This window comes from Psychrobacter sp. KFRI-CH2-11, assembly GCF_038239325.1.
GTDB lineage: Bacteria > Pseudomonadota > Gammaproteobacteria > Pseudomonadales > Moraxellaceae > Psychrobacter > Psychrobacter celer.
In genome coordinates this window covers 3072749-3090371 of sequence record NZ_CP151283.1, presented here as the reverse complement: position 1 = coordinate 3090371, position 17623 = coordinate 3072749, and the positions used below count along the sequence as shown (strand labels likewise).

The 17623-nt window shown below is 48.5% G+C and carries 16 protein-coding genes; 5 read left to right on the top strand and 11 right to left on the bottom strand.

Annotated elements, in window-relative coordinates; genetic code table 11:
- Positions 1-110 precede the first annotated feature (110 nt).
- Positions 111-1160 carry a YheT family hydrolase gene (locus tag AADH33_RS12820; RefSeq protein WP_348549134.1) on the bottom strand — a complete coding sequence of 350 codons (1050 nt, stop codon included), beginning with the start codon at positions 1158-1160 and terminating at the stop codon, positions 111-113.
- Positions 1161-1296: 136 nt separating this feature from the next.
- Positions 1297-1893 (bottom strand): YigZ family protein, encoded by a 597-nt coding sequence (locus tag AADH33_RS12815; protein ID WP_317053139.1) that lies wholly within the window; start codon positions 1891-1893, stop codon positions 1297-1299.
- Positions 1894-2156: 263 nt separating this feature from the next.
- On the opposite strand from AADH33_RS12815, the gene AADH33_RS12810 reads away from it, so the two are divergent.
- Both AADH33_RS12810 and AADH33_RS12805 read left to right on the top strand, forming a co-directional pair.
- Entirely contained in the window at positions 2157-2861 is a 705-nt protein-coding gene (locus AADH33_RS12810) for a pseudouridine synthase (protein ID WP_348549133.1), read from the top strand.
- Positions 2862-3265: 404 nt separating this feature from the next.
- The gene (locus AADH33_RS12805; RefSeq protein ID WP_348549132.1) at positions 3266-4318 is read left to right on the top strand and encodes a disulfide isomerase DsbC N-terminal domain-containing protein; all 1053 of its coding nucleotides are present in this window, start codon (positions 3266-3268) and stop codon (positions 4316-4318) included.
- Positions 4319-4524: 206 nt separating this feature from the next.
- Here AADH33_RS12805 and AADH33_RS12800 read toward each other — a convergent pair whose 3' ends face one another.
- Complete coding sequence (locus tag AADH33_RS12800) at positions 4525-5175, bottom strand: DUF2939 domain-containing protein (RefSeq protein WP_348549131.1); 651 nt, start codon at positions 5173-5175, stop codon at positions 4525-4527.
- Between the two features lie 408 nt (positions 5176-5583).
- Here AADH33_RS12800 and dnaJ point away from each other — a divergent pair, with 408 nt between their 5' ends.
- The 3 genes from dnaJ to AADH33_RS12785 all read left to right on the top strand — a co-directional run bounded on the left by dnaJ (position 5584) and on the right by AADH33_RS12785 (position 8682).
- On the top strand, positions 5584-6714 hold the full coding sequence (gene dnaJ / locus AADH33_RS12795; RefSeq protein ID WP_075101327.1) for a molecular chaperone DnaJ: 1131 nt from the start codon (positions 5584-5586) through the stop codon (positions 6712-6714).
- A gap of 194 nt (positions 6715-6908) precedes the next feature.
- Positions 6909-7751, top strand: coding sequence for a 4-hydroxy-tetrahydrodipicolinate reductase (gene dapB / locus AADH33_RS12790; protein ID WP_348549130.1), 843 nt, complete (start codon positions 6909-6911; stop codon positions 7749-7751).
- Positions 7744-8682 (top strand): hypothetical protein, encoded by a 939-nt coding sequence (locus AADH33_RS12785; protein ID WP_348549129.1) that lies wholly within the window; start codon positions 7744-7746, stop codon positions 8680-8682. Before dapB ends, AADH33_RS12785 begins: the two co-directional genes overlap by 8 nt.
- A gap of 140 nt (positions 8683-8822) precedes the next feature.
- Here AADH33_RS12785 and AADH33_RS12780 read toward each other — a convergent pair whose 3' ends face one another.
- From AADH33_RS12780 to erpA, 8 genes are all read right to left on the bottom strand, one after another.
- A complete protein-coding gene (locus AADH33_RS12780) occupies positions 8823-9998 on the bottom strand; it encodes a type III PLP-dependent enzyme (RefSeq protein WP_348549995.1) in 1176 nt (391 codons plus the stop codon).
- Between the two features lie 48 nt (positions 9999-10046).
- The gene (gene def / locus AADH33_RS12775; protein WP_075101330.1) at positions 10047-10601 is read right to left on the bottom strand and encodes a peptide deformylase; all 555 of its coding nucleotides are present in this window, start codon (positions 10599-10601) and stop codon (positions 10047-10049) included.
- Positions 10602-10871: 270 nt separating this feature from the next.
- Positions 10872-11126, bottom strand: coding sequence for a GlsB/YeaQ/YmgE family stress response membrane protein (locus AADH33_RS12770; RefSeq protein WP_100748626.1), 255 nt, complete (start codon positions 11124-11126; stop codon positions 10872-10874).
- Positions 11127-11498: 372 nt separating this feature from the next.
- Positions 11499-12983 (bottom strand): UDP-N-acetylmuramate:L-alanyl-gamma-D-glutamyl-meso-diaminopimelate ligase, encoded by a 1485-nt coding sequence (mpl, locus tag AADH33_RS12765; protein WP_348549128.1) that lies wholly within the window; start codon positions 12981-12983, stop codon positions 11499-11501.
- Between the two features lie 276 nt (positions 12984-13259).
- On the bottom strand, positions 13260-13898 hold the full coding sequence (locus AADH33_RS12760) for a copper resistance protein NlpE N-terminal domain-containing protein (RefSeq protein WP_348549127.1): 639 nt from the start codon (positions 13896-13898) through the stop codon (positions 13260-13262).
- A gap of 375 nt (positions 13899-14273) precedes the next feature.
- Positions 14274-14792 (bottom strand): disulfide bond formation protein B, encoded by a 519-nt coding sequence (locus AADH33_RS12755; RefSeq protein WP_348549126.1) that lies wholly within the window; start codon positions 14790-14792, stop codon positions 14274-14276.
- A gap of 48 nt (positions 14793-14840) precedes the next feature.
- Positions 14841-16427: a glutamate--cysteine ligase gene (gshA, locus tag AADH33_RS12750; protein WP_348549125.1), complete on the bottom strand. Its 1587-nt coding sequence runs from the start codon at positions 16425-16427 to the stop codon at positions 14841-14843.
- A 332-nt stretch (positions 16428-16759) separates the two neighbouring features.
- Positions 16760-17140, bottom strand: coding sequence for an iron-sulfur cluster insertion protein ErpA (gene erpA, locus AADH33_RS12745; protein ID WP_075101336.1), 381 nt, complete (start codon positions 17138-17140; stop codon positions 16760-16762).
- Between the last annotated feature and the right edge of the window lie 483 nt (positions 17141-17623).

Here is a 17623-nt window from a genome sequence, read left to right as displayed (position 1 = left end):
GGACAGTCTCAAAGGGTCAGTAGTCTTAAAAAGCCAGTAGTCTCAAAAGACAGGAAGTCAGGTAAAGGGTAACGCTGGCGGAATGCGATAAAACGCCGCCCGCTCGATTATCACGCTGCAGAAGGCACGCCAATGTGTTTAAAGTAAGCGCAGACGGTTTCGGGTAACCAATTAATATCAAATCGGGACTGTGTGTACAGAGGCGTCGATTTGTCTTTGCTCGTGCGATAACGAATAAAGCCCACGTGCCCGCCGTGCTCAGTGTCCAAGATAGTGACAGTGTCCGATACGTCATTTTCTGTGGCGGTAAAGCCCAGGAAAGGATCGTCTTTGGCGCTGATGAGCAATAGTGGGCGGGTGACATTGATAAGGTGCGGCAGGGCAGAGGCACTATAGTAATAGTGATTGTTTGAGCGGTAGCCGTGACGCGGTGCGGTAAAGATATCATCAAAATCGCTGATACGATTGACCGCTTTGATCGATGCCATCTCCTCTGGGCTGATGTCGTTGGCGAGGGCTTTTTTGATAATGGGGTTGAGCAGATATGGCGTATAAATGCGATGGCTCAAAAAACTGTGCATACTAAGCGCCGCTGACGACATATCGACTGGTGCTGAGATCACCGCAGCGCCTTTACATAGCGCTTGGTCGCCATATTCGCCTAGGTATTTTGCCAAGGCATTACCACCAAGTGAGACGCCAACGGCATAGATATTGGCATACTGCTCGCGCAGCGTTTGTAGCATATGATGCACCTCGTCTGTGTCGCCCGCGTTATAAAACACGCGGCCTTTTGCTGGAATGCCGCCGCAGCTACGAAAGTGAGCGACGACGAAATGCCAGCCCTGCGCGTGTATCTGATACGCCAGAGCGCGCGCATAGTGACTGTCACTACTGCCCTCCATGCCATGAAACAGGACAATCAATGGGGTCTGGTGAGGCGTCTGATCCGCTGACTCTGTGAGCGGATGCGCATCATAAAAGTCATAAGCGATGTCTGTCTCGCCTAGAGAGTCTGGTTTGATGACGCGGCGATAGGTAGGGGGCTTGGGCGCAAAAAACTTCGGTAAAATGCTTTGTAAGTGTGGATTGCTTAGCCAAAATGGCGGCTTAAACGGGGTAGGAGAAAACGCGGTATCAGGGCTACTAGATGTGGGCATAAAGGCTTCTTATTTAACAGTTATTAAAATTATCGTTAAAATCATCTTTAACAATCAATGCCTTATCATACCGACGGCCGTGGCCAAAACCAATGCTTTTCAGTGAACGCTCAGTGAACGTATGATTACTCAAAATTTATGATGACTCTAAGACGCGCCCATCCATCGCTAGTCGTTCTTTTAAGTCGGCAATATCTGCTTGGGCAAGCGTCGCGGTCAGCATGACTTGCTGACTATAAGCGACATCCTCAACCTGCCCGCCCAAGTCCTCAATCACATAGCGGCACTGGGCTTCAGTGGCAAACGTCGCGACTATCTGCACCTTCGCCATCGGTATATAAGGGCTTAGTGTCATTTGGTCGACGGCCGCTTGTGCTGAGCCAGCATAGGCGCGAGTCAGGCCGCCTGCCCCGAGCTTGATACCCCCAAAATAACGCACCACCACGATGATGACGTTGCCGATAGATTTGTGCTGTAGTACGCCTAGTATCGGACGACCCGCCGTGCCATTTGGCTCACCATCGTCATCAAAGCCTGCGCTAGTGGTGTTGTCAGGGTCGCCGATGATATAGGCCCAGCACCAATGGCGCGCATCGGGATATTGCTCGCGCAGTTGTTCCACGTGAAACATCGCTTGCTCACGCGAGTTGACAGGATAGGCATGAGCGATAAACTCAGACTTTTTGATTTCTAAACGCGCAGTGACGGCGTGTTTTAGCGTTTGATAGCTCATATTTCATCAGGTTTAGGTTGGATATGATAAACTGGTGACACTTATACTGTCAGTGCTTGTTTGTGAATGTTCAAACACGCTCTAGCACAGTGTGCAATTAATTTTCATTATAGTACCATGTCTCAGCTAAGAAGATAACGAGCCGCTCGCGCTTGCGTGCTAAGCGATTTATTCTAAATATCTTGGCGCCAAAGCGCACAGGATTGATAGACGGGGCTTACGTAGGCTGGGATTGGTAATACAAAACTGATGGTAGCAAATACATGCGTTTAGATAAATTTTTAAGTAAAGCCACTGAGCTGTCGCGTAAAGAATCCAAAAAGATCTTGCACGCCGGCGAGGTGACGGTAAATGATGAAGTGGTTAAAGACCCAGGCCTGCACGTTGACGTGCTCAATGACGAGGTGATGTGGGTCGGTGAGTCGCTATCTGTGGCAACAGGCAACCGTTATATTTTATTGTATAAGCCTGAAGGCTTTGAGTGTACGCTAAAAGCCAAAGAGCATCCGATTGTCACTGAGCTGATTGCTGTGCCTGAGCTTGCCAGCTTGCGTATCGCAGGCCGCCTTGATGTCGATACCACAGGCGCACTCCTACTGAGTGATGATGGCAGCTGGCTACACCGCGTGACCAGTCCCAAGCATGAACATGCCAAAGTCTACGAGCTGACACTGGCCGATCCTATGGACAGCGACGCGCAAGCAACCGCTGTCAAAAAAGTAGCAGAGGGCATCTTGCTCGATGGCGATTACGAGCCGACCAAACCTGCTACGCTAGAGTTCATCGACGAAACTCATGCGCGTCTGACGCTTGAGCAGGGTAAGTATCATCAGGTCAAACGCATGATGGGATATTTTGGCAATAAAGTCGTTGAGCTGCACCGCGCCAGTATCGGCCATATCACGCTTGATGGATTAGAAAAAGGCGACAGTCGCTTTTTGAGCGCAGAAGAAGTGGCCAAATTCTAACATTGAGTTTGAGTGCCGATTGGCCAAAGCGATAATATGTTACTAAAGACACTTCATCAGCAGCCACGTCATGTGTGCTGCTTTTTTTATGAAAAAATCAACTATGGCCGCTTGTGTGTTGCCTATCTCTTAAAGCTGGGTAGCAATTTTGCAAACTTGCGCCCTGAGCGCTTTGCAAATACCCTTCTTGTGCTAAAGTCTTGTTATTCTTTTTACTTTGTTTTTTTACATAATATCGTTGTCTTTATTGATAGCCGTTTTTGATAAAACTGTTTTGATAGCGCCTGTGGCAGCACACATAAGTAATACGTGCCGACGCCTTATTAGCAGCGATTTGATAGTGATGTATATCGCTGTTTGTTTGATGAACGTTTGCTATCAATCTACCAAATAGGATGGTCTTTGTGAAACTCCCTGTATTAAAATTTACCAGCTTGATGGCGGCCATGCTACTTGCTGCCACCGCCTGTGCGCAGCCGAGCGCCACCGACGTCAGCAAAAAAACGCCCAATCAAATGCAATCAGCAGGCGGTGTGAGCCAAACGCTCGATAGTCAGCTGCGTGAGCGCTTGACCCAAGCGGGTATTAAAGCTCAGATTACGGCGATTGTGCCATCGCAGCTGCCCAATATGTATCAGGTCAGTCTCGCCGGCCAGCCGCCACTACATATCACCGAAGATGGCAAGTACGTCATCCAAGGCGAGCTACAAAAAAATCCCAGTAAGCAGGTGGTGACCAAAACCCCTGCCCGCAGCCGTAGTGAGCAAGCAGGGCAGCCGGTGAGCGCCGAGACCAAGTCGGCCATTCTCGCCAATATGAGCGCGCTCAAACACATGAGTGCCAAGACGCCGTTTTTTTATACCGCGGTGCCAGGGGTGATCTGGGGCGCGACGCTAGAAGGCGTGCCGTTTTTATTGTCCGATGATGCGCAGTACATCACCGATGGCGAGATATCTGTCATCGAAAACGGTCGGTTTATGGGGCTAGATGAAACCTTTGAGCAGCGCAAAAACCAGTCAGTCTTTCAGGGGTTAGACCGTCAGCAGCTGATCACCTATCCTGCCACCACCACCGAAAAGGCGGTGATTTATGTGGCGGACGATGTCAATTGTCCTTATTGCCGCCGCTTCCATCAGCAGCTACCGATGCTCAATGACAAAGGCGTCACGGTGCATATCATTGGTTATCCGATATATGAAGCATCGCCTGAGCAGATGCGTGCTATCTGGTGTCAAAGCAGTGAAGATAGCCGCCGCCAAGCGTTCGACAAAGCCATGCTGCAAGGAGAAATGACACCTGCTCCAGCAAGCTGCCAGGCCAACCACCTGACCCCCAATCTCGAAAAAGCGGCAGGGCTGGCCGTGATGGCGACGCCAGCCATCTACCGCGAAGACGGCGTGCTATATCAAGCAAGTTTTGAGAGTCCGGAGTTTTTAGAGTTTTTGGGCGTGGAGTAAATAGATGAGCGGTCGCACGCCCTAAACGCTGTGCGCTTTTGACTTATAATCGACAATGATCATAAAAACCGCTCTATGATATGGCTCATAAGGCGGTTTTTTGGTGTTTGTTTTATCTGCTGGATTTAGCGCAAACGTGTTGTAGCGCTAGTGCTCTCAACCAATAATGACACGGCGCTTATCTCAACATACTGATAAAAAGCCGCTTATGGCAACACAATATCGACGATTTTCCATTCAATCAGCCCCTGACGCTGCATCTCAATGGTCAGCGGATAGCCTTTGATCTGTCCACTGATGGTAAAGCAGTTGATGCCACAATAGCTCAGCGCTGGTTTGTCACTATCATTGCCTTGCACGGCTTGTTTTTCCAGCTCAGCCGCTTGTTTTTGCATGACCTGTTGCATTCGATCTTTGACCACCGCATCGATATCACCGCGATGAATGATGAGGTTTTGAATCAAGTTTTTTAGATTGACCTGATTACTGGCGATGGCCCACGCCGCCGCCAGCTCTTTGGTCGCGGTATTGGCTTGACCTTGGGTGTTGATGACGGTTTCGATATTTTGTGAGGTGATGGCACCATTAACGGCCTTTATGATAAAAGTGTTGGCCGCTTGTATTAATGGCTCGCCGCCGAGCTCGGCCACCAACGGATAGCTGCGTATGGTGGTCGCAAATTGATTGGTGAGCTGGGCTTGTACGCTTGGCCTGACTTGCTCGTAGTCGATGGCGGCCGCAATCGCCGCACCGTCGTTGGCATCATAGGCGTTTTTGAGCTGATAGGCACTGTAGTAAGGCGAGCCTGCATAAACTGTCACCGCAATGACGATCAATAAAACCAACAGCTTTTTCATAAAAATACTACCTTATCGCCAATCTAAAAGCTAAATTTAAATGCGTACGAATATGGCGATAAATACTAGCATGATGGCCTGCCAAAAAGGTATAAAAACCTTTGTGCTATTCTTAACGAACTCTGTTTTGGGCATCCATCATCCTCTGTCCGACAATTTCACCCCTAATGTGCTTGATAAATCACCTTGCCATCTCCATAAATAGCGCAAACTTTTAATAATTGATTTGGCTAAGCAGCACCCCGCCGCATTCGCTTGTACGATTCAGACGATTCTCTTCTTTGCTTTTTATTGTCTCGCCATGTTTCATGTGAAACATTACCGCGAGTCTGAATAGCAACAGACGATAATTGCTATGGGTTGATGAATCGATCGATCGGCGGCCCTGCGAAGACGATAGGAGAGCCCATGAGTAAGCGCGATTTTTATGAAGTATTAGGTGTCAGTAAGACCGCTGACAGCAAAGAAATTAAGCGAGCCTACCGCAAGCTGGCCATGAAATACCATCCAGATCGCAACTCTGATGACCCTGATGCCGAAGACAAATTCAAAGAAGCATCGATGGCTTATGAGGTGTTGAGCGATGAAGAAAAGCGCTCAGCCTATGATCGTATGGGGCATTCGGCGTTTGAAAACGGCATGGGCGGCGGCGGTTTTGGTGGCGGCGGTAACTTCCAAGACATCTTCGGTGATATCTTTGGCAACTTTGGCGATATCTTTGGTCAGTCGCGCGGCGGCGGTGGTGGTCGCTCGCGTCGCGGCTCGGACTTGCGTTATGTGATCGAGCTCACCCTCGAAGAAGCGGTACGCGGTACTAAAAAAGAAATCAGCTTTACCGCGCCTGCGCCTTGTGGCACTTGTGATGGTAAAGGCGCAAAAGACGCCTCTGACGTGGTGACGTGCCAGATGTGTCATGGTCAAGGCCAAGTACGTATGCAGCAAGGCTTTTTTGCTGTACAGCAGTCCTGCCCGCAGTGTGGCGGCTCAGGTAAGCAAATCAAAAACCCATGCCCTGACTGTCATGGTAACGGCGTCAAGGACAAGTCACGCACGCTGGAAGTCTCTATCCCAGCCGGCGTCGATGATGGCGACCGGGTTCGTCTCGCAGGTGAAGGTGAAGCGGGCGGGGCTGGCGTACAAAATGGCGACCTGTATGTCGAGGTACGCGTCAAACCTCATGACGTCTTTACTCGCCAAGGCGCGGATCTGTATATGGATGTGCCCGTCAGCATCACTGATGCTGCTTTGGGTAAAGAAGTGGAAATCCCCACCTTAGATGGTAAAGTCAAAATCAAGGTCGCTGAAGGTACGCAAAGTGGCAAGCTGTTACGCGTGCGCGGTAAAGGCGTGACGCCAGTACGCACCACCATGAAAGGTGATCTGATCTGCCGTGTGGTCATCGAGACGCCCGTGAACCTAACGCGTGAGCAAAAAGACCTATTGCGTCAATTCCAAGACACACTAGATGGTGATAGCAAGCATCAGCAATCGCCGCACAAAAAGTCTTTCTTTAAAAAGATTGGCGATCTATTTGATTGATCAAAGGGCTTCCATCGCGTTGATCACGCATGTGGCTTAATGAATCAATAACAGACCCCTAGTGTTTCACGTGAAACACTAGGGGCTTTTTAATGGGTGTATAAAAAACCACCCATGCAGGGATATTTGCTAAACTTAGGATAAATGGCCTATAAATACCACCGTGCTAAAAACATAAATATCTAGGATAAAACATGACTCAACAAACCAAAAAACAAACACAAGAACAAACCATCAAAGTCGGCGTCATCGGTGCTGGTGGCCGTATGGGACGCATGCTCATCGAAGCGGTACAAGAAAACTCACAAACGACCCTGACCGCCGCGATTGAACGTCAAGGTTCAAGCCTTGTCGGTGCAGATGCAGGCGAGGTCGCGGCGATTGGGCATTTAGAGGTACAAATCGTCGATGATTTAAAGGCAGTGATTCATGACATCGATGTGCTGATTGATTTTAGCTTGCCCGATGCCACTGAGCAAAACATGCAAGTCTGTGCGGCAAATGACGTTGCGATGGTGATCGGTACCACAGGTTTTAATGAGCAGCAAGAGCAAGTGCTAAAAACCGCCAGCGAGCAAATCGCTATCGTCTATGCAGGCAACTATTCGACTGGTGTGAATCTGTCATTAAAGCTGCTTGGTATGGCAGCCAAAGCCTTTGGGGATGACGCCGATGTGGAGGTCATCGAAGCCCATCATAAGCACAAAATCGATGCACCATCGGGCACCGCCTACATGATGGCAGAAGCAGTGGCCGACGCGCGCGGACAAAGATTAAAAGACGTCGCTATCTATGGTCGTGAAGGGCAGACCGGTGAGCGCGAAACGGGTAGCATTGGCATTCATGCGATACGCGGCGGTGAGATTATCGGTGATCATACGGTGATGTTTATCGCTGATGGTGAAGTGGTCGAGATTACCCACCGCGCCCGTGCACGTATGACCTTTGCCGCTGGTGCAGTACGCGCCGCTACTTGGGTCATTGAGCAGGGCGCTGGACAATATAATATGCAAGATGTACTGGGTTTAAATGAGTAACTCTGCCCGTGCTTATCTTAAAGCGCTCAGTTGGGCGGTAGCGACTGTGATGGCAGTCAAACACAGTCGCCGTGTCATTGATAGTCATGCTATTTATAAAAGCCTACTAGCCACGGCTGTTGGTATGATGGTGCCGCTGGTGGCTGTCCAAGCGGCGACTTATGAGACTTATGTCATTGATACCTATGGTGGCCAGGCACTCATACCAGCAGTACGCCAGCAGCTAGAGAGTAGCCGTGACGGTGGTACGGTGACCAGTTATCAAGACAAGCTGGTCATTCGCACCACGCCTGCCAATTACCCAAAGCTGCAGCAGCTATTGTCTTTGATTGATCGTCAGCCGCAAGCGCTCACGGTGACGGTACGCGTTGGTAATGACCGCCAGTTACAAGGTAGCATCCAGCAAGGTCAGGTTGTTATTAATCATCGCGGTATTCAAGGTGTAGGTATTATTCACCAGCAGAGCAGTCGACAGCAAGATAACAACTTATATCAAATCCAAACGCTGTCGGGCAGTGCGGCCAGTATTAGCACAGCTACTCTGTATTCATTAAACCAAACCTATATGGTCAATGGCTATCCGAATTATCATCGTCCTATAGGGCAGATTGTGATTCAGCAGCAGGTACTACTACCAACGACGCAAGGCATTGAAGTGACGCCAAGGCTATTACCAAGCGGGCAAATCGAAGTAAGATTAGTCCAAGTTGCAGAGCAGCTCGAGCGCGACCATTCTGCTGATAACCGAGACAACGATTACCATCATCGTATGCACGGCCAAAGGCTTGCTAGCACAATGATCGTCCCGCGTGGGCAGTGGGTCACTATCGGGCAAATCTCACAAAACAATCAAACCCGACGCTCAGGTTATGGCAGTCATAGTACGCGAGATAGCAGCAACAACACGCCAATTTCATTATTAATACAATGAGTGGTCATCATCAACATATTCGGTAGTGCTAACGCTCGGTCGTGTTTCTGGTCTTTGAACCATGATCAAACCAGTACAAAAAAGCGCGGCACTACTTATCACAGTGCCGCGCTTTATGATGGATATCAACCCTCTAAAAGCTAATCAATATAAACCACCTCTAACGGCGGAAAGCCATTAAACTCGACTGAAGAATACGAGTTGGTATAAGCGCCCGTGGTCAGCCAATAGATTTTATCGCCAATCTCCAGCTCTTCTGGTAGCTGATAGCCCGCTTCTTCGTACATGATGTCGGTTGAGTCGCACGTCGGGCCTGCCAGTACCACGGTGCCTTCGCTTGTTGACGTTTCCATTTTTGGCGTATACACAGGATACTTGATGGCCTCGCCCAACGTCTCAATCAGGCCTTGGAACAAGCCCACATCGGTATATACCCAGCGAGTGAGATCCGTATGCGACTTACGCGAAATCAGTACCACATCACTGACCAACACGCCTGAGCCGCCGACCAACGAGCGGCCTGGCTCAAGGATAATCTCAGGCATCTCGTCTTCGTTGTAGTCATCGGTGAGATAACGAGTGATCTCTTCGGCATATACCCGAATCGGGTTGACCTCGCTGATATAATTGGTCGGAAACCCGCCACCTAGGTTGATCATTTGCAGTTTGATATTTTCTTCGTTTTTCATCCAGTCAAACATATATTTGACCTTAGCCAGCGCATCATCCCAAGCGGCCACGTCTTTTTGCTGGCTGCCGACATGGAACGAGATACCATAAGGTACCAAACCCAGCTCACGTGCCTGAATGAGTAGATCAATCGCCATATTGGGGTGGCAACCAAACTTGCGCGACAGCGGCCATTCAGCGGTTTCTGACCCTTGTACTAAGATGCGTACAAACACTTTAGCACCGGGCGCATGCTTGGCGATGTTTTTTAGATCCGCTTCTGAGTCAGTTGCATATAGCTCGATGCCTTTATCAAAGGCGTATTTGACGTGCTCGGCTTTTTTGATGGTGTTGCCATACGAGATGCGTGATGGCTCAACGCCGCAATCAAGCACGCGGTCCAGCTCATAGATGGAAGCACAGTCAAAGTTTGAACCCAGCTCTGCTAATAGCTCGATGACTTCAACCGCTGGGCTGGCCTTCATGGCATAGTGGATTTTTGCTTTTGGAAACAGGCTGACCATCTCATGATACTTGGCTTTGATACGACTAAGATCCACCACCAAAAATGGGGTTTCGCGACCTTCAGCGGCTTTGGTAAATTTCTGCCAAGCGGCAGAGTCAAAATATTGGTCAATTTTGATCATCGTCATATAAAAAACCTTTGGTAAAAGCGAATAGCAAATATGCTTGGCTTATGCGTTAGTGGTTTGCGGCTGTTGTTCAGCAGCATGTGCGCCTTGTTTTTCGCGGATTTTGATTACTTTACGTACTTTATCGCGTGCTCGTGTTTGCTTGAGACGAGACAAGTAATCGACAAAAATGACCCCATTTAAGTGGTCCATTTCGTGCTGGATACATACTGCGAGCAGGCCTTCGACCTCTTCGTCTATCTTGTCGCCGTTTTCGTCTAGGGCTTCGATACGCACCTTGGTCGGACGCTCGACTTTGTCATAGACATCCGGCACTGACAGACAGCCTTCTTCGTACGGTTGTTTTTCTTCAACCAGTGGCGTCACTTTTGGGTTGATAAATACGCGAGGATGGCTTTTATCTTCAGATAAATCCATGACGATTAGCTGAATATGGCGATCCACTTGACTGGCTGCCAAGCCGATACCTTGAGCATCGTACATGGTCTCAATCATATCGGCGATCAAGGTTTTGATTTCAGCAGTCACTTCCTTGACAGGCTCGGCGATCGTACGCAAGCGCGGATCTGGATAGTTTAAAATAGGGAGTAATGCCATAATGCTTACCTCAATGCTAAGGATAAAATAGGGTATATATTATAAGGTAAATGGGGACAAAAGTAATGCTTATCAATACTTTCCCCTTGTGTTCGCGGGCGTTAGAATTTATGCCGGTACATACAAAAGCCCTGCTGATCGCAAGGCTTTTGGGTAAGATACGTATTTTTGCTGGATAGGTTTTGCTTGATTGATTTTGCTCAACACTATCTTTTTTTATCAATGCGGTTTTATCAAGTTATCTGTACCAAATTAGCTAAGATGCGTTTCTTATACGCGGCGCTTACTGACGATCATCTCATACAAGAACAGTAAGATGATAGCACCAATGACAGAGAAGATAAGACCCATAAAGCCGCCGTCAGCGTTGATACCGATAAGCCCTGCAATAAAGCCACCGAGCATCGCTCCGACGATACCTAATACAATCGTCATAATCCAGCCCATGGGATCGCTACCTGGCTTGATAGCACGTGCCAATAACCCTGCGACCAAACCGACGATAATCATCCAAATAAAGCTCATATTATTCTCCTAATTTTTTATCATTTATAATTGCGTGCTGTGTTTTGATGAATTTATTGTAGTCATTCTAAGGATTGAAGAGTAAGCACAAAATGTTATCTGTGTATGGGCTATGTGAGGAAAAACCGCTATTTGCTATCAAGCAGAGGAAATAGGTAAACGGAAGGTTACAAAGGTAGTAAAGTCGCTAACGGGTGGCGAAGGTATGTACTGAAGTAAAAAACGATAAACATTAGACAAAAAAGCGCCGTTTATCATCCATAAACGGCGCTTTGGGTATGTAATAGGCGACTTATAATAGCGTCCATCTAAAAATCAGATACATGGTTATCAAGTCGCTCAATGGAAGGCTGTTTTTCTTGCGTGCTGCGCCTATCGCTCGCGTAGGGCGGTGAGTAGTCGCTGATGAATCCCTTCAAAGCCGCCATTAGACATAATGACGATCGCATCACCTGACTGCGCATGCGCACAGAGATACTCAATAATACCCTCAATACTACAAAGTACTTGCTGATGACCGATGGTACTATCCTCGGCCATCGCGGTATCAATAACTTCTTTAAGCCCCCACTCCAAACCAGACGGCTCATACCAGAGCGTATCGTCGGCTAGCCCCGCTGACTGTGCAAGGCTGTCTTGATGAATGCCCATCTTCATGGTGTTGCTACGCGGCTCGATGATGGCCCAAATGCGTCGGTCCGCCAGCTTCTTTTTGGCACCGTCTAAGGTGGTGGTGATCGCAGTTGGATGATGAGCAAAGTCATCGAAAACCAAGATATCATCGACATTGCCAATCAGCTCCATACGGCGCTTGATACCCGCAAAGTCTGATAGAGCAGCACACGCGGTCTCTACACTCACGCCTACATCGTAGGCGGCGGCGACTGCGACGAGGGCGTTGTTGACATTATGCATACCGCTCATCGACCACTCTACAACCGCTGCTGCGTTATCGGCAGGATAGCTGATCTGAAAACGACTACCGTCAGCGGTTAATAGCTTAGCATGCCAGTCGCTACGAGCCGTGGCGCTGTCTGCGGCAGTGGTATTTGTATCATCAATCGCGGTGCGCCAGACGGGCGTCCAGACGCCTTTTGCCAAGGTGTCCTCTAGGCTGGCTGTGGCGGCGGGCATGATGATTTTACCCGTACTAGGAATCATGCGTATCATATGATGGAACTGCGTCTGAATCGCATTGAGATCGGCAAAGATATCGGCATGATCAAACTCAAGGTTGTTTAAGATAGCCGTACGCGGACGATAATGGACAAACTTAGAGCGCTTATCAAAGAATGCAGAGTCATACTCATCGGCTTCGATGACAAAATAGCCGCCGTTTTTACTCTCACTGTCTTTATTCGCAGCAAGTTTGTCTGCGCCAAGATAACTGCTGTGGGCAAACACTTGCTGCAAGTGCGTATCAGGCGTATCGACCAGTGGCACGCCGCCGATCAAAAACCCTGCATCGATACCAGCATAGTGCAGTATCCAAGCCAGCATCGTCGTGGTCGTGGTCTTGCCGTGCGTACCAGCTACCGCGATGACGTGACGCGACTGCAATACTTGCTCAGACAAAAACTGCGGACCTGAGGTATAGCGCAGTCCTTCGTTTAGCAGGTACTCGATGACATCCATACCGCGTTTCATGGCATTGCCTACCACTACTAAGTCTGGCGCGGGCTGCAAATGCTCGATCAGGTATCCCTCTTCGATGACGACGCCGGCATTTTGCAGCTGGGTCGACATCGGCGGATAGACATTGGCGTCTGAGCCGGTAACCTTATGCCCAAGCGCCCGCGCCAGCAATGCCAGCGACCCCATAAAAGTACCACAAATGCCAAGGATATGAATATGCATAGACGTTCCGTACGTGCTGAAGTAAAAAGGTGGACTCTCAAGCTGGTAGACCCAAAGACACAAGATCTATCGGGGCAAACTGACTGGCTGAACCTGGCTGGCTAGACTTGCTGATTAGAGTTCGTCCGCAAGGTTGGATGCGCAAACGTTTGGTGCCCAAGAGTGGGATTCATTGTAAAGTAAACGTCGTTCGATGACCAATAAAAAACGCCTAACGAGTAGGCGCGGTATCAAGGTTTTATCATAACAGGCATGAGTCAGCAACAAACGGATACGCTATTTACGCGATAAAATATAATCGTCATCGAGCTGTTTGTCATTATCCATCAATATCAGAAGATTGTCTTGAATACGGTAGGTCTCTATGTTTTCTTGCTCATAAACGATGGTAATGAGGTCGTTATCTTGACGATAAATGCCAGACTCAATCGTCGGGACTTTGGGCTGGGAAGGGTTGTTATACAGACTGGTTTTTAGGACGGAGCCATCGGCAAATAGGTTTAGGGTGATATCGATACTGTCACAAAAAGAGCAGGGCACCATACCGCCATAGTCGCCTATTAATGTGGCTTGTAGCGAGCCATAATCGGCGGTGCCCCCATCTCTATCTACAGTGTCAATGCTGCTATCGGCAGCTGATTGCGCTGCCATGATCAGTGAGCGACCTTCTACGGCGTCGAGCTCGTCGGCATCAGCCTTAGATTTAGATAGGCTGTCTGCCAGATCGACGGTAGATGGGCTGCTGTCTGCAGCGTTATTGACCGGCGCAACCTTAGTACTCACTTCTTTATTGGTATTAGAAGAGGCGCTATCACAACCAACCACTAACACGCAAAGCGGTATACCTAAGAGCAGACGATGAAAGCGTCTGATCGTCGATACATTAAAAGAGCAACTAGGCGCACGGTATATCATGGTCACACCAAAAACAGTTTTTTAGACAACATCTGAAAAGACTGCCTATCATATCGGCAAGTTCAGGGTATTGTCAAAATCGAGAAATAATGAAAAAACCAGACAAACCATCAAAAACCATGATTTTTATGAGGCGATTATCATGTGACTCATCGTTGGTTTTGAGGTAGATGAACAGCGTTCAACCGCTTGGCGATTCTATAAAGCGGCGTATGTCATGCAGGTCTGCTTATCAGCAAATAGAATAAGCTGTGACAAGATATCAAAGGTTTAGAATATCTTTGTAGCGTTTTTGTTATTGGTTATTTTTATAAAATTATGCCATACCGATAGGCGTATCAGTATGGCATGGGGATAATATGGGGATAAAGAGGACTATTTAGAGGCGATAGGACGTACGATACGCCACAACACCAAAGCGTGGACGACCAGCAATAGGCTAAACAAAATCAAAGACTGCTCAGGGATACTCAGTCCCATAAACGTCCAGTCGATAGCGGCGCACTCACCAGAGCCTGCAAAAACTTCTTTAAACACCTGCAAAATAGGTAAGGTATCTAGCCAGTAGTCTAGCCCCGGGCCACAAGAAGGCACTTGATCGGCAGGTAGGTGCTGTAGCCAGACGTGACGGCCTGCAACCACAGTCGCCCAGCCAATACCCACCAAGCTACCTAGCCATAATACCAGACGCACCGCCATAGATTTGGGGTGAAATAAAGCCGCCATCAGGGCAAACACGCCCATCACAATCAGCCCGATACGCTGAAAAATACAAAGCGGGCAAGGGGTAAACCCCATATAGCGCTGCAAAAAGAACAGCGCAAAGCTCATACCTATCACGGCCATAACGACCAAAAATACTTGTAGATTGCGGTAAGTGGTCAGCGGTAGCATGGGGCAGTCACTCTTATTAGGTCGTTGTCTAAGGCATCAAACCAACGGTTAAGTTGGTTGCTGGCGGTATTGTTGTAAAAATTCCATAAAATCTTCTGTTTCGGCTGACTCAATCTCTGCTTGTTGCAAAATAGACTTTTCTGCCAATACCTCATATTTGGCTTGGGTGTTGGGGCTCAAGGTCTGCTGCAACAACGCGTCACGATGCTGCTCTGCCAAGGTAAAGCCAAGTTGCCATAAGCTGCCCAAGCGTTTGCTATCGGCATTGACTTGCGCCGAAATTGTCGATTCTGGATGACTGGCTTTGCCTTGCATCAAGGCCACGGCTGCTCGGTAGTCATTGCCGCCGTAGTGCGCGTCAAATAGCTCGGCAAGTGGCTGCATACGATCTAAATGCATCAGCATCCAGCTCTCAAGCGATTGCTCTTCGCCGTTATTGATGATGTGCAAGCCCTCGCGGCGACCTTCGTTTACCACGCGCTCAAGGTTGATTGCCAGTGCTTCTTCTTCCTCAGGGAGCAAGTCAGGTGAGTCATTTAGCAGACAGTACAGCGCCATGACTTCTAAAAAACAAGCGCTAGAGAGACGAATGCCGACATCACTATACGGGTCGAGATCGATGGCGCGAAACTCGACATAAGCGATACCGCGGCGCTCTAGTGCTTCGGTTGGCGTCTCACCGCTCATGGCGATTTGTTTGGGGCGGATAGGGCTATAGTATTCGTTTTCTATTTGCAAAATATGATTGTTAATCTGAATAGGATTGCCATCTGCATCATCCAAACCTAGTTTTTTAAAGCTCTCATGCGGCGTCTGAATCGCGCGGCGCAGTCCTTTGATATACTCAGGCAAGTTGTTGTAGCGGATGTCGAGCTGCTCTTGTACGCTGTTGGTATAGCCAAGCTTGCCCATCCGTAGGCTAGTGGCGGTAGGTCTGTAGTAGGTCGAGTCATTGAGGCGCTCTAGGTCATGCTCGCGCCCCGCCAAAAAACACGGACAAACGCTGGGGCTGGCTCCCAATAGATACAGCACCAAGCTGGTTAGGCGCTTAAAATTACGGATCAGTCCAAGATACTTATCGTTTTTAAACTCCGTCAGCGTCAAATTTTGCGCCGCTGGCGTCTTTGCTTGCCAAGCAGTAAACAAATCGTCACCAAACGACAAATTATAATGCAAGCCTGCGATGGTCTGCATACGGCGACCATAGCGAATACCAAGCCCGCTGCGATACAGTGTTTTTAACTTACCCGTATTAGAGCTGCCATAGTCGGCCAGCGGAATATCTTCATCGTTCGATGACAGCATACACGGCATGGATAACGGCCACATCAGCTCACCCTCAGGCATACCTTGATAGACCAGCAAATGCAGCTGGCGCAGCATGTTTAAGGTTTCTTTGGGAGAGGTTTTTGGGTCAGTGATCAGCTCAAGCAGACTTTCTGAGTAATCTGTGGTAATAAACGGATGAGTAAGTTTGGAGCCCAGCTTGGCCGGATGCGGGGTTTGTGCCAAAAAACCATCAGGTTTAACACGCAAGCCTTCTTTTTCGATACCGCGGAGCATCCCAGTCAGATGCTGATGGTCAAACCAATTGGGGATTTCAAAGTTCACAAAGCTACTCGCAAAATTACTCATAATAGGCATCTATTGTTATTGATTATGGCAGACCAAAACACGACGGGCGTTTGACCATAAAAGAGGTAAATATAAGGATGAAGAATTTGGTCAGTTTAGCTCAAAGCAGTCCTGAAAACCACGGACAATTACAAATACGATAAGCTTTATCCAAGGCGGTTTTGGCTGGTTTTACTAAAAAAATTGACACACAAATCACAGAAAAAAGCAGTCTGGCTTACTGCCCATTTAGCGAATGGGCAGGCACGAGACGAAAAAGCACCTATAGATAAGATAGGAGCCTTATCCATAGGTGCTTGAACCGTCGTTCTCAAACCGCAAAAAAGCGTCATTTAGATAGAGAATGACGAGCCGCAGCCACACGTCGTGGTGGCGTTGGGGTTGGTCACGATAAAACGCGCGCCCTCTAAGCCCTCGGTGTAGTCAACGGTAGAGCCTTGCAGGTATTGATAGCTCATCGAGTCGACGACCAAGGTCACATCGCCATTATCAAAATTGGCGTCGTCTTCGTTTAGGTCATTGGCAAAATTAAAGCCATAAGAAAATCCTGAGCAGCCGCCACCGGTGACATAGACGCGCAGCATCAAGGTGTCATCGCCTTCTTCTTCGCGCAGGCGGCGCACTTTTTGAGCGGCGCTGTCTGTTAGGTTTAAAACCGTTGGGTCTACAGGCTGGGTGGCGCTTGGGTTAAATTGATTGGCTGATTCGTTCATATCTACCTCAGTTACTAGGATCAAAGGCTGTCGTCCTGTTTGGGTTTGCAAGCACAGTCATGCAAAAAAAGATACGCACGGCGTTTGATTCAATGGAATGCTGTCATTATGGCAAAGCGATGCGCGCGTTATCAATCCTCGTTATCAATATAATACAAGTGTCATCACTCACGCGCTAAATACATGCTCGGCCATGGGCACTTATGGTATCGCAGTATATCATAATGGGGGTGTTGATTCGTTTGTCAAGAGTGACGCTTGGTTATGCGCTATTAATAAACAAAACTGCCTTCGTGATGCTGCCGTACGGCCTCACCGAGGCGACTATGTTAACCGACTATGTTAACTGACCACGTTTAGCGATTCTGTTTAGCGATGATGGCCATCATAACAATCAAGATTTGCTTTTAAAATAGTGATTTAATCGTTTGCCTATCGGCGAGGCGTTTGAAATAATAGCCGCCAGTAAACATGCCAGACGTG